The sequence below is a fragment of the Rhodoferax sp. genome (assembly GCF_028715765.1).
Taxonomy (GTDB): domain Bacteria; phylum Pseudomonadota; class Gammaproteobacteria; order Burkholderiales; family Burkholderiaceae_C; genus Rhodoferax.
Genome location: NZ_JAQURE010000016.1, coordinates 21,240 through 34,491 on the forward strand (window position 1 = coordinate 21,240; position 13,252 = coordinate 34,491).

Annotated in this window: 11 protein-coding genes; 9 read left to right on the forward strand and 2 right to left on the reverse strand. The window is 57.1% G+C overall.

The genetic code is table 11. The features are described from left to right. Positions 1 to 37 precede the first annotated feature (37 nt). The 9 genes from hpnC to PHT20_RS07530 all read left to right on the forward strand — a co-directional run bounded on the left by hpnC (position 38) and on the right by PHT20_RS07530 (position 7,712). On the forward strand, positions 38 to 880 hold the full coding sequence (gene hpnC, locus PHT20_RS07490) for a squalene synthase HpnC (protein ID WP_301020030.1): 843 nt from the start codon (positions 38 to 40) through the stop codon (positions 878 to 880). A 723-nt stretch (positions 881 to 1,603) separates the two neighbouring features. Continuing rightward, the gene (locus PHT20_RS07495) at positions 1,604 to 2,371 is read left to right on the forward strand and encodes a transporter substrate-binding domain-containing protein (RefSeq protein ID WP_300086897.1); all 768 of its coding nucleotides are present in this window, start codon (positions 1,604 to 1,606) and stop codon (positions 2,369 to 2,371) included. Positions 2,372 to 2,425: 54 nt separating this feature from the next. Then, positions 2,426 to 3,124, forward strand: coding sequence for an ABC transporter permease (locus PHT20_RS07500; protein ID WP_300086894.1), 699 nt, complete (start codon positions 2,426 to 2,428; stop codon positions 3,122 to 3,124). Beyond that, positions 3,124 to 3,837 carry an ABC transporter permease subunit gene (locus PHT20_RS07505; RefSeq protein WP_301020031.1) on the forward strand — a complete coding sequence of 238 codons (714 nt, stop codon included), beginning with the start codon at positions 3,124 to 3,126 and terminating at the stop codon, positions 3,835 to 3,837. Before PHT20_RS07500 ends, PHT20_RS07505 begins: the two co-directional genes overlap by 1 nt. Positions 3,838 to 3,860: 23 nt before the next feature. Beyond that, positions 3,861 to 4,991: a M14 family metallopeptidase gene (locus PHT20_RS07510; protein WP_300086888.1), complete on the forward strand. Its 1,131-nt coding sequence runs from the start codon at positions 3,861 to 3,863 to the stop codon at positions 4,989 to 4,991. 29 nt (positions 4,992 to 5,020) lie between these two features. Continuing rightward, the gene (locus PHT20_RS07515) at positions 5,021 to 5,797 is read left to right on the forward strand and encodes an ATP-binding cassette domain-containing protein (protein ID WP_300086885.1); all 777 of its coding nucleotides are present in this window, start codon (positions 5,021 to 5,023) and stop codon (positions 5,795 to 5,797) included. A 150-nt stretch (positions 5,798 to 5,947) separates the two neighbouring features. Next, a complete protein-coding gene (locus PHT20_RS07520; protein ID WP_301020032.1) occupies positions 5,948 to 7,000 on the forward strand; it encodes a lipocalin-like domain-containing protein in 1,053 nt (350 codons plus the stop codon). A 126-nt stretch (positions 7,001 to 7,126) separates the two neighbouring features. Further along, positions 7,127 to 7,324: a hypothetical protein gene (locus tag PHT20_RS07525; protein ID WP_301020033.1), complete on the forward strand. Its 198-nt coding sequence runs from the start codon at positions 7,127 to 7,129 to the stop codon at positions 7,322 to 7,324. Between the two features lie 37 nt (positions 7,325 to 7,361). After that, a complete protein-coding gene (locus tag PHT20_RS07530) occupies positions 7,362 to 7,712 on the forward strand; it encodes a hypothetical protein (RefSeq protein ID WP_301020034.1) in 351 nt (116 codons plus the stop codon). 46 nt (positions 7,713 to 7,758) lie between these two features. Here PHT20_RS07530 and PHT20_RS07535 read toward each other — a convergent pair whose 3' ends face one another. After that, positions 7,759 to 12,528 carry an NAD-glutamate dehydrogenase gene (locus tag PHT20_RS07535; protein WP_301020035.1) on the reverse strand — a complete coding sequence of 1,590 codons (4,770 nt, stop codon included), beginning with the start codon at positions 12,526 to 12,528 and terminating at the stop codon, positions 7,759 to 7,761. Positions 12,529 to 12,626: 98 nt separating this feature from the next. Continuing rightward, positions 12,627 to 13,244: an NUDIX hydrolase gene (locus PHT20_RS07540; RefSeq protein WP_301020036.1), complete on the reverse strand. Its 618-nt coding sequence runs from the start codon at positions 13,242 to 13,244 to the stop codon at positions 12,627 to 12,629. Positions 13,245 to 13,252: the final 8 nt, after the last annotated feature.

The following is a 13,252-nucleotide window of genomic DNA, read 5'->3' on the forward strand; positions in this document are numbered from 1 at the left end:
TCAAATTAATGACCCATTGGTTAGTAATTCTATTCAATTGAAAAATCCTGTCACGCACTACGAGAATTTTCCGGTGGCCTCGGTGCTGTGCCCGGCGCACCTGCGCCCCGCCATCGCCGCCATTTACCACTTTGCCCGCACCGCTGACGACCTGGCTGACGAAGGCACGGCCACGCCCGCTGAGCGCTTGGCGGCACTGGCGCAGTTCCGCCAAGACCTGCACGCCGCCGCCCACCAGCAGCCGCACAGCGGCAGGTGGCCGCAGGTGTTTGAGCCACTGGCGGCGGTGATCGCACAGCATGCCTTGCCAGTGCCGCTGCTGGCTGATTTGCTCGATGCCTTTGAGCAAGACATTCGCCACACGGCCAGCCAGCACCGCTACGCGGTGGATGACGAACTGCTGGACTACTGCACCCGCTCGGCCAACCCGGTGGGGCGTTTGCTGCTGCACCTGTATGGTGTGACCGATGAGGTGTCGCTGGCGCAAAGCGACCTGGTCTGCACCGCGCTGCAGTTGATCAACTTCTGGCAAGACGTGGGGGTGGATGTGGCGCGCGGGCGCTGGTACCCAAGCCAGCAGGCCATGGCGCAGTTTGGCGTGACAGAGGCTGATTTACAACCCAACAGGCATTCTGAAAACGCTAGGTTTTTAATAGCTTCTTATGCAAGCAGTGCAAGGTCTAGGATGCTAAAAGGCTCAAAACTTGCATGCCGAATCCCTGGCCGCGCCGGCTGGGAGCTGCGGCTGGTGGTGCAAGGCGGCCTGCGCATTTTGGACAAAATCGAAGCGCTTGACTTCGCCACCTGGCGCACCCGCCCCAAACTGAATGCCTGGGACATGCCGGTGATGCTGTGGCGCGCGCTGTGGATGCGTGCGTGAGCGGCCTTTGGCTGGCGACTTTAAGCGCTGTCGGTGTGCTGTTGCACTGGTGTTGCGAGCACGGCGCGGCGGCTGGGTCAGGTGCATGCGGTTTTGGGGGTGAATCACGCGCGGGGCTGAGGTCTGAGTACGCCAGCACCACTTTCGCGCGCCTTCATCCCCAAAGCCCGGTCACCTGACCCAGCCACCACGCCTTATCTGTGTGGCTGCTGATCGGGGTCGAAATGAAAAAAATGCGGTCACAAAATCCAAAATATTCATAGCTACTCGTGCTTGATATACATGGGCTACAGGCTGTTTTCTTATAAATCTCCGAGTCCAAGCAACGTCAGGCAGGGTGATTGGGTCAGGGGACCGGGCTTTGGGGTGAAATGCGCGCGAAGAAGGTACTGGGTGTACTGAGCTATCAGCCCCGCGCGTGCTTTCACCCCAAAACCGCACGCCCCTGACCCAGTCGCCCTGCCGGTTTAAACCCTCAGAGCCGGGTGCAACCACCAACCCAGTGTTTCACATTCAAAGTTGTGGGCAACTTTGAAAACCAGACCAAAACCTCTGAATCGCACCCACCACAGGGCAAACAGACTCAGCATTTGGGTTGTCGTAAAGACCATGAAGTTGGTAGAAACCTGCCCCTGCAGCTTGCTGGCCTGACCGTAGAATCAACTTTTAATTTTTTATTAACCCGCCAAAACACCGCTTTGGCTTTTTTGAGAAAGTTGCTCCATGAAAAAACTCTTGTTAGCTGCTGCCATTGGTGCCCTGTGCGCCAGCGCCTTCGCCCAAGGCAAAGACCTCAAAGTGGCCATTGACCCTACCTACGAACCCTTCACCTTCAAAACCGCTGACGGCAAACCCACCGGCTTTGATGTGGACATTGCCAGCGCCCTGTGCGAGCAAATCAAACGCAACTGCGTGTTTGTCGAGCAAGCCTGGGACGGCATGATCCCGGGCTTGATGGCCAAAAAATACGACGTCATCATCAGCTCGATGTCGATCACCGAAGAACGTTTGAAACAGGTCGATTTTTCTGACAAGTACTACAACACCCCCAGCAAAGTGGTGCTGAAGAAAGATGTGAAATACACCGGCCCAGCTTCGATCAAAGGCAAAAAAATTGGTGTTTTGAAAGCCTCTACCCAAGAAAAATACGCTTTGGGCGAACTCAAGACCAAGGGCGTGGAAGTGGTGTCTTATGACGCGCAAGACCAGGTCTACCTCGACATCAAGGCTGGTCGTCTGGACGGCACCGTGGCCGATATTTTGGAAGTGGGCGGCGGCTTTTTGGGTAAACCCGGTGGCGAAGCCTACGAAGTCAAAGGTGAAGATCTCTTTATGCCCAAGTATTTCGGTACTGGTATAGGCGTGGCACTGCGCAAAGGCCAAGGCGACCTGAAGAAAGAAATCAGCGCAGCCATCAAGGCGATTCGTGGCAACGGCAAATACAAAGCCATCAACGACAAATATTTCAAATTTGACGTGTACGGCAAGTAATCTGCATGACATAGAGCCCGCTTCAGCCTTGGCTTGAAGCGGGCGCCAGCTCACATGACACCCCACATTCAGTCTTATCTGCTGGTCATTTTGCACGGCTCCCTGCTCACCGTGGGGGTGTCGTTGGGCGCGTTGGTGGTGTCCATTGTGCTGGGGCTGCTGGGTGCGGCGGCCAAGCTCTCCGGCCGCCCGGTGCTGGTGGCACTGGGCACGTTTTACAGCACCATCATTCGCGGCATCCCTGATTTGGTGCTAATGCTGCTGGTGTTTTATGGCGGCACCATTGGCATCAACACGCTGCTGGAAAAATTGGGGTCTGAGGCCACCATTGACATCGAGCCGTTTGCCGCTGGCGTGATCACCATCGGCTTTATCTACGGCGCCTACATGACCGAAACATTTCGGGGTGCAATTTTGAGCATTCCCAAGGGCCAAATGGAAGCCGCTTGGGCTTTTGGCATGAGCCGCTGGCAAACTTTTCTGCGCATCACACTGCCACAAATGGTGCGCTACGCCCTGCCCGGCTTCACCAACAACTGGCTGGTGCTGATCAAAGCCACCGCCTTGGTCAGCCTGATTGGCCTGCAAGAAATGACCTACCTGGCCAAGCAAGCCAGTGCTGCCACACGCGAGCCGTTTGTGTTTTTCTTGTTCACCGGCGCGCTGTTTTTGATTTACTCGTCGGTCAGCCTGTATGCCTTGCAAAAGGTCAACGCGCGCTACAGCCTGGGCACCAAACGAGGGCAGTTGTGATGGAGTGGGCCGTTATTTTTGAGCCCGACAACCTGGCGCTGTTTGGCAACGGCATTGTCATTACCCTCTGGTTGTTGTTCTCCTCTTTGGCCGTGGGAGGGGTGCTGGCGCTGGTGTTTGCCCTGCTGCTGACTGGGCCCTGGGCGCTGGCACGCTACTTGGTGGGGGCTTACACCTTTGTCATGCGCGGCACGCCCCTGTTGATACAGGTGTATTTGATCTACTACGGGCTCGGGCAGTTGGAGTGGATTCAGGCGCGCTGGGACGCCGTCTGGCCCTGGACGTATTTCAAAGAACCGTTCTTTTGCGCCCTGCTGGCCTTCAGCCTGAACACCGCCGCCTACACCGCTGAGATGCTGGCTGGTGCCATCCGTGAAACCACTGCGGGCGAGATCGAAGCCGCCCACGCCTACGGCATGAGCCGTGCCCAAACCATGTGGCGGGTGGTGCTGCCCAGCGCCATGCGCCGCACCTTGCCAGCCTACAGCAACGAGGTGGTGATGATGCTGCACGCCACCAGCCTGGCCAGCGCGGTGCCCAACATGCTCGACATCACCTCGGCCGCCAGCCGCATTTACGCCACCTATTACCTGCCGTTTGAGGCCTATTTGGCAGCAGCCGCTATTTACCTGGTGGCCTCTTTTTGTTTGATTGGCTTGTTTCGCGTGGCCGAAGGCCGCCTGCTGGCCTACCTGGCGCCCAGGCGCGACTGAATTTTTTTTCAAGGGCTGACACCATGCAACGCATTGACCACCCACTGCTCAGCCCCAGCCTGGGCAGCCATAAAACCCTGAGCAGTTTTCATTTTGGACAGGCAGGCAGCGGCAGCAAAATTGTCATTCAGGCCAGTTTGCATGCTGAAGAATTGCCCGGCATGCTGGTGGCGCACCACCTGCGCAGCGTGCTGGCAGCGGCGCAAGCGGCGGGGCAGCTGCACGGCGAAGTGGTGTTGGTGCCCGTGGCCAACCCAATTGGCCTGGCGCAGCGGCTCGACCACAAACCCATGGGGCGCTTTGAGCTCGACACCTCTGAGAACTTCAACCGCCATTACCCAGACCTGGCCGCCGCCATTGAGCCCACCGTGCGCACCCAGCTGGGCGATGATGCCCAGGCCAATGTGCGGCTGGTGCGCCAGGCCATGGGTCACTATCTGCAGCAGTGGCAACCCCAAACCGAACTGCAAAGCCTGCGCCGCACCCTGCTGCTGCTGGCGCATGATGCCGACTACCTGCTCGACCTGCATTGCGACTGCGAAGCCGTGTTGCACTTTTACACTGAAGAAGCCTGTTGGCCGCAGCTGGCACCGCTGGCGCATTTTTTGGGTGCACAAGCCATTTTGCTGGCCAAGAGCTCAGGCAACCGCCCGATTGACGAATGTTTGTCTGGCGCTTGGTGGCAGTTGGCCGACCGGTTGCAAGCGCATGGGCAACATGCTCCCTTGCCGCAAGGCTGCTGCAGCACCACCATTGAGCTGCGCGGTGAGCTCGATGTGAGCCACGCCTGGGCAGCGCTTGATGCCCAAGCCATTGCCCAGTGGCTGCGCTTTGCCGGTGTGTTGACAGACCAACCCGCTCCAGCAGCGCCCCAAGCCTCTTGCCCGGCCACGCCGCTGGCGGGCTCTGAAACGTTGTACGCAAGCGCCCCTGGCGTGGTGGTGTTCATGGCTCAAGTGGGTCAATGGCTGCAGGTGGGCGATGTGGTGGCCGAGGTGATTGACCCCGTGGCGAACCAGGTGCAGCGTGTCACCGCAGGTGTGGCGGGCTGTTTTTATGCCCGCATTCGCGACCGCTACATCACCGCCGGCGGCGAACTGGGCAAAATTGCCGGCGCCACAGCGTTTCGCAGCGGCGAGCTGCTGGGGGCCTGAAGCCCCCTCTTTCCCACCCATGGATTGACATGACCACCACCCCACTCAAACTGCAGGTTGAAAACATCCACAAGCGCTTTGGCGCCAATGAAGTGCTCAAAGGCGTGTCGCTGACCGCCCATGCCGGTGATGTGATCAGCATCATTGGCAGCTCGGGCTCGGGCAAAAGCACTTTTTTGCGCTGCATCAACCTGCTGGAAAAACCGCACCAGGGTCGCATCAACGTCGCCGGTGAAGAGCTGCATTTGAGCCCCGGCAAAAACGGCGAGCTGCATGCCGCCAACCCCAAGCAATTGGCACACCTGCGCACCAAGCTGGCCATGGTGTTTCAGCATTTCAACCTGTGGGCCCACATGACGGTGCTGCAAAACATCATTGAAGCCCCGGTGCATGTGATGGGTGTGCCACGCGATCAAGCCATCGACATTGCCCGCAAATACCTGGCCAAAGTGGGACTGGAGGGCAAAGAAGATGCTTACCCGGCGCACTTGAGCGGCGGCCAGCAGCAGCGCGTGGCCATTGCTCGCGCTCTGGCCATGGAGCCCGAGGTGATGCTGTTTGACGAACCCACCAGCGCGCTTGACCCCGAGCTGGTCAGTGAAGTGCTCAAGGTGATGAAAAATTTGGCGCTGGAAGGCCGCACCATGGTGGTGGTGACACACGAGATGGGTTTTGCCCGCGAGGTGTCTAACCATCTGATCTTTTTGCACAAAGGTCAAATTGAAGAAGAAGGCCACCCTGCCACGGTGCTGGGCGCACCCAAGAGCGTGCGACTGGCACAGTTTTTGTCAGGCAGTTTGAAGTGATTTAGGCCTCTAGCGCTCGTATTCATTGCTTTAGTAGCTCTTATTTTTGATATTTTTACGCCACATCTACCCTTCATCACACGCCGTCAGCTGCTGGCATCTGCTGCGGGCTGGCCGAGCCTGGCACTGACACAGGGCAGTGGCACGCCTTTGCCGCACACCCCCAAGTGGACGCCGCGTGTGCTGCAGTTCCCGCGCGATCTGGGGAGCCACCCCGACACCGCCATTGAATGGTGGTATGTCACCGGGCAATTGAAGGCAGGTGCGGCGGTGTTTGGCTTTCAGTTGACATTTTTCAGGTCACGCGTGCCGTCTACGCAAACCATGACCTCAGCCTTTGCAGCCAAGCAACTGGTGTTTGCGCATGCGGCGGTGACCGATGTGACCGCACAACAGCTGTGGCACGACCAACGCATTGCCCGCAGCACGGGAGCCATATCAAGCGCAGTGGACTTAGCGCACACCCGTGAAACCGATACCGACATCCAGCTGAGCGACTGGACGCTGACCAGAGACCGCACGTCCTACCAAGCACAGGCGTCGGCGGCAGACTTTGCTTTTGACCTGCGCTTGCTTGAGAGTCAGCCGCTGCTGTTGCAAGGTGACCAAGGTTGGTCTCGCAAAGGGCCGGCACCACACCAAGCCAGTTTTTATTACACCCTGCCCCAGCTGCAAGCCAGCGGTACCTTGCAGCTGGCGGGGCGAACCTTGCAGGTGCAAGGCACAGCTTGGCTGGATCATGAGTGGAGCCAGTCGCTGATGCCGCCCGATGCCGTGGGTTGGGACTGGCTGGGCATGAATTTGACTGATGGCAGCGCGCTGACTGCGTATCGACTGCGCTCACAGCAGGGTGACACGGTATGGGCGGGCGGCTCAGTGCGGGCGGCGGATCAAGTGGCAGCTGAAGTTATGGCAGCGTCAGACGTGGTCTTCACCCCTGGCCGACTTTGGAAAAGCCCCCACTCAGGCAGTGTGTACCCGGTGGAATGGGGGTTGCAGATCACCCGGCGCCCACTGGGCGCACCTGCCGTGACCGAGCGTTATCAGGTCAAAGCCATGGTGGACAACCAGGAGCTTGACAGCCGCCAGTCCACCGGCGCGGTGTATTGGGAGGGGTTGAGCCAGTTGCTTGATGCCCATGGGCGCGTGCTGGGACAGGGTTACCTTGAAATGACCGGGTATGCCGGCGCGTTGCGGTTGTGACTGCGGCCACACCAGATGCCGCTTGAATCTGCGGCACAAGGCTCGTAAACTCTCAGTCAGACACCAGCCGCAAGGTACCTCGGCTTGCCGCCGACCCAACCCTCTTTAGCCCACCAGGAGTTCGCCATGAATGTCACCGCCAGCAAAACAGCTTCGATTCAGCCCACACAACGGCCCACACAAATTCAGCAGTCCGAGCAAAAGGCTGACATGGCTGCCAAACATGCCGAGCCAGAGAACAAAAAGAGTGCACCCACGCAAAGCACCCCAGTGGTGAACACCCAGGGTCAAACGACTGGGCGGCTCTTGAACGTGACGGCTTGAAACTCGCCTGCCGAACATCAACCGCGTTGAGTTGAGCATGGCTGCACTCGCCGCTACCCACAGCGCCACGCCCTCGGTTCAAACCAGCCTGATGCGCAGCAGGTTGGATGCAGCACGGCGCGAAGCCGACCAAGCGCAAGCCAATGAGCAGCGCTTGCGTCAACAGGTGTCTGATGCCGAGTCTCAAACAGAGCAATCGCAGAACAAGGTGCGCAGTTTGAGCCGACAAGCCAGTCAGCCCGACCCCACCTATGCCACAAATTTGCAGCGCTCCAGCAAGCCCTTGAGTCCGGCGCAAACGCAGCCCTGGTTGTCTGGCTTGACCAACAGCCAACAGCTCAAAACCCTGGGGCAAGCTGCAGGACGCTACATTAACATGAGCGCCTGAAGCTTATTTAACAAGCTCTAGAGCTCATTTTTCCCTATCAGGCTGATCAGGCCAAATGCCGAAGCTCTCTCAAAGCCACCGAAACCGGCGCCAAATCTGGCTCTTGTGCCATGATGGTTTGAAGCAATTTGGCCAGCTTTTCAATGCTTGCGCTGTGGTGCGCTGACCAGCTTGATACCCCCTCAAAATGCATCAACACGGTTTGACTGATCTGGATGGCGATGGCGTAGACATCGTCTCTGGCACTGCCTCTGGCTTGGGTTTGCCACAGGGTCTCGGTCGGCAAGCGGTTGATGAGTGAGCGCCATCCCCTCAAGCCAAGCAGGTTTTCCACTGAAAAATACACCAGCGCGGCTTGTTGCAAGCTGGTTTGAGCGCGCTCAGAGAGGTCAACCAGATCGAGCGCCGGGAAAATAAACTCCAGGGCACACAGGTTTTCGGCCAACTGCGGCTCTACCCCTGCTTGCACCAACTGTTGTGCCGCGTCTGCCCATTGCTTGGCGGTTTGCGTGGGCAACCAATGCGGCAAATTGGCGCGCAGTGCTTGCGCCCCCGGCTGGTAGCGCGCAATCAAGGTGGGCAAGTCGGTGGTGTTGCTGCGGGCACGCAGCATCCAACGCGAGGCGCGTTGGGCAATGGCAATGAGTTTGCACAGTAAATCCAGCTGCAAGCTGCTAGAGACCACGCCATCAAGCGCATCAATTTGATCCCACAGGGGTTCCAAACCGAATACTTCGCGCGCCAGGGTGTATGCGCGCACCACATCGGGTACCGAGGCAGCTGACTCAGCGGCCAGGAAGTTGATGAAGGTGGCGCCTGTGCGGTTGACCACCATGTTGGCGACAAAGGTGGCAATGATCTCGCGCTTGAGCGGGTGCTGTTCAATGGCAGGGGTAAAGCGCGTCGTCAAGGCCAGAGGGAAATAGGCCAGCAGCGAGCGCTTGAAATAGGGGTCATCGGGCAAGGTGCTTGCCAGCAAATCGTCAAACACCGACATCTTGGCGTAAGCCAATACCACCGCCCCCTCTGGCGCAGTCAGCCCCTGCCCCAACTTGCGCCGGCGCGCCATCTCGTCATCTGTGGGCAAGCATTCAATCTGGCGATGGAGTCGCCCTGCGCCTTCAAGCCATTGCATCAGGCGCTGCTGCCCAGCCAAAAAATACTGTGGGCGGTGACACGCCACATCCAGCGCCTGGGTTTGGTAGTAGTTGTCTGCCAACACCAGGCGGCTCACGTCGTCGGTCATTGAGGCCAGCAATTCGTTGCGCTGTTTGAGCGTGAGGTCACCCGCTTCGACCACCCGATCCAACAAAATTTTGATGTTGACCTCGTGGTCGGAGCAATCTACCCCGGCTGAGTTGTCGATGGCATCGGTGTAGATCAAGCCACCTTGCTGCGCATATTCAATGCGACCGAGTTGGGTGCACCCCAGGTTGCCCCCCTCAACCAACACTTTGCAGCGCAGTTGTTGGCCGTTGACGCGAAACGCATCGCCGGACTTGTCACCCACGTCGGCATGGCTTTGTGTTGAGGCTTTGACGTAGGTGCCTATGCCACCGTTGTAGAGCAGGTCTACAGGTGCTTGCAACAGGGCGTGAAGCAACTCGTTGGGAGAGAGTTCATGGGCCTCAATGGCCAACACGTGGCGAGCTTGGTCTGAGAGCTTGATGACTTTGGCTGTGCGTGGGTACACACCACCGCCTTCAGAGAGGATGCAGCGGTCAAAGTCATCCCAACTGGAGCGAGGCAGTTGAAACAAGCGCTGCCGCTCTGCCATGCTGCGACCGATGTCGGGCGTGGGGTCGATGAAAATGTGACGGTGGTCAAACGCTGCAAGCAGTTGAATCTGAGGCGACAGCAGCATGCCGTTGCCAAACACATCGCCTGACATGTCACCAATGCCCAACACCGTGAAGGGTTGGGTTTGGATGTTGTGTGACAAGGCTCTGAAATGCCGTTTGGCTGACTCCCATGCACCACGGGCGGTGATGCCCATTTTTTTGTGGTCATAACCAACTGAGCCGCCAGAGGCGAAAGCATCTCCCAGCCAGTAGCCGTAGTCAGCCGACACGCTGTTGGCAATGTCTGAAAAGCTGGCGGTGCCCTTGTCTGCCGCCACCACCAGATAGGGGTCATCCTCGTCATGCCGAACCACCTGAAGGGGGGGTACAACTTGGCCTTTGACCAGGTTGTCAGTCAAGTCCAGCAGGCCTGAGAGCAGCAGTTTGTAGCAGGCTATGCCTTCAGCCATGTAGGCATCTCTGTCACTGGCTGGCGGGGGATTTTTCAGCACAAAACCACCTTTGGAACCGACCGGGACAATGACGGTGTTTTTGACTTGCTGGGCTTTGACCAGCCCCAGAATTTCAGTGCGGAAATCTTCACGCCGGTCTGACCAGCGCAGGCCACCCCGCGCCACTTTGTCAATGCGCAAGTGAATGGCCTCTAACCGTGGTGAGTAGACCCAAATTTCATAAAGCGGCTTGGGCTCTGGCATGCAGGGCATGCTTTTTGACTGAAATTTGAAGCTCATGTAGGGCTTGAACTCTGCACTGGTGGCAAGTTGCCACACGTTGGTGCGCACCGTTGCCAACATGGCCAAATAGAACTGGCGCAACACCCGATCTTCTTCAAGACTGGTCACCGCATTGAGTTGCGCCTCAATGGCCGAGCTCAGCTCTGAGGCTTTTGAAGCACTGTCAGGCTGCAGTTGTGGGTTGAAGCGTTGATCAAACAGGTGAACCAAATTTTGAGCGAGCTGAGGATTTTTAACCAACGTGGCTTCGATGTAGCTTTGGCTGAACGGAAAATCCAATTGCTTGAAGTAGCGAGCGTAGGCGCGCAAAACTGCAATAGCGCGGGCATCGAGCGTGCTGACCAGCACCAACCGGTTGAGGTCATCACTGTCATAGTCTTTGCGCCAGGCCTGAACAAACATGGATTCAAAGCGTTGGCGAATTTCCGCAAACGCCAACTGTGTGCCCAGTTGCAAACCCAGGTCATGAATCCAGCACTCTGAGCCGCTTGTGTGTTCAAGCGCATCCAGCACCCGGTAGGGGTGCTCGTCAAGCACACGTGCCCCCATGCGCTCCAGTACAGGCAAAGAGTCAGAGAGGGCAACTTTGGAACGACTGAAAATTTTGAACCGCACGAAACCAGCTGCACTGTCAATGGGACGGTACAGTTTGACTGCCATGGGGGTGCTGTCAGACAAAGCGAACAACACATGCACATCGTCCGCGGCCATTGCACCAGAAAACTGCTCTTGATAGGCCACCGGAAATCCATTGGCAAAGCGTGCAGCCAATTGCATGCCTTGGTCTTCACCGTGCACTTGCACCAAGGCTTGTTGGCAGTCGTCTTCCCAACGCTGCGCCAACTGAGCCACACGCGCCTCTAACATGGCCACATCAACATTTTTGGGCGCATGTTGACGGGCGCGGATCAGGTAATGGATGCGTGCCAGCGGACTGTCTGTCAGCATGGGTGTGAACTCAATCGATTCGCCATCAAAAGCGCGGCTGAGTTCCAGACCCATCTTGATGCGCAGCTCGGTGTTGTAGCGATCGCGTGGCACAAAGACCAGAACCGAAGTGAACCGGCCAAAGGGGTCGCGACGCACAAAGACACGGGGACGCTGGCTTTCTTGCAAACGCAAAATCCCCAACGCGTGCTCCAGCAACGTTGGTTTGTCGATTTGAAACAACTCGTCGCGTGGATAGGCATTCAAAATGGCTTGCAATGCTTTGGCCGTATGGCTTTCAGGCAGCACATCCACGGCTGCCATCACAGCCGCTGCTTTCAGACGAATGAGCGGAATAGCAGCTACTGCGGCGGCATAAGCTTTGGAGGTGTAAAGACCTAAAAACCGGGCCTCACCCACCAGTTTTCCATCAGCATCAAAGCGCTTCACAGACAAACAATCCAGCCAGGCGGGGCGATGCACGGTAGAGCGTGTCATGGCTTTGGTGATCAATACCAACTGATCTGAGTTAACAAAGTCCATGGCATCTGAGGGCAAAACGCTCAGAGGTGTTTGCGGCTCACTGCGCAAAATTCCCAAACCAGAGCCAGGTACAGCCACCAGGCGGATGCCATCTGACTGAGGCGTCAGGGTGTAATCGCGTGCACCCAAGAAAGTAAAGTGCTGGTCTTCCAACCAATGTAGAAAATCAATGCCTTCAAGCTGCTCTGTCAGCGCCACACCGGATTGTTCTGAGGCCAGGCGAACGGCTTGCAGGCGTTGCAACATGGGCAGCCAATCTGCAACCGACACACGCACATCACGCAAGACAGTGGAGAGATCAGACACCAACTGCTCGCGTTCAACCAGGCTAACAATGCGATCACATTCGACCAATATCAAAGATGCAATGGCGTGTGAACTGGCCTCTGTGACATGAGCCACTGCCGTGCGAATCACCTGCCCCTGAGCATTGCGTTCAACGGCCAGCAAAGGGTGAACAATCCAGTGCGCAACGCGGCCATTGCGATTGACCGCCATGGTGACAGAGTCAACCAAAAATGGCATGTCTTCATGGACGATCTGGATGATGGTGTGCTCACTGACAAAACCATCTTCAGCCAAACTGGGGTTGTAGACCCGAATCCGAACGCCGTTGGCATCGGGTTCGGCATCCAACAAGCGGCGATGCGCATTGGCCAGCGCCAGAAGACGCGTTGAGCCACGTGCTTGCAGTTCATCGGGGTCGGATTTGCCAAAATAAGCCGATACGAAATCTGCTAAATCGTCAGAGGTAGTGCCAGCGTTTTCAAGGGTGTAGGTACGCAAAGCGGCAAGGGGAGCATGGGTCATGCAGGTCTCCGGTAGTATTTTTGATACCGAAGATTCTAGGAAGCACGCTACAAACAAAGCGCACGAAACGGGTCAATTCATGGAGTTATGCAAAAAACTCATGCAATCGAGACCTCTTGCCACTCTAAAGACCACGCACCCGATAGAACATTCTGCAACCACAAGGCGCCTGTCAACGTTTTGCCATCCGTCACCTGGCCTTGTGCACACCACTGGAGCAATTGAGTCATGTTGGCTGTGAAGACATCCAAAAACTCGCCCTCATCGAGTTTTTGTGAGCCAGCACTGAGACCACGCGCAAACCAGATATCGATAAATTCTGTGGAATAGGCAATCACTGGGTGCAAGACACCTGCATGTGCCCAATGGGTGGCGGAGTAACCTGTTTCCTCAAGCAACTCACGTTGAGCACAGTGAAAACAGTCCTCTCCTGGGTCGAGTTTTCCGGCAGGAAATTCGATCATGACTTGACCGATGGGGTAGCGAAACTGTCGCTCAAGAACCATTTGAACTTGACCATCGTCACCTTCAAGCAAAGGGATGACCATGACGGCACCGGGATGAACCACATACTCACGCTTGGCCAAAGCAGAACTTGGCAAGCGAACCGTGTCACGGAAAGCCTGAAGAAAGTGGCCTTTGAAAAGCTCCTGGCTGTCTACTTTTTCTTCAATCAAACCCGTGTACGGCACTCGCTCATGGGACAAATCAGTCATTTGCGCAA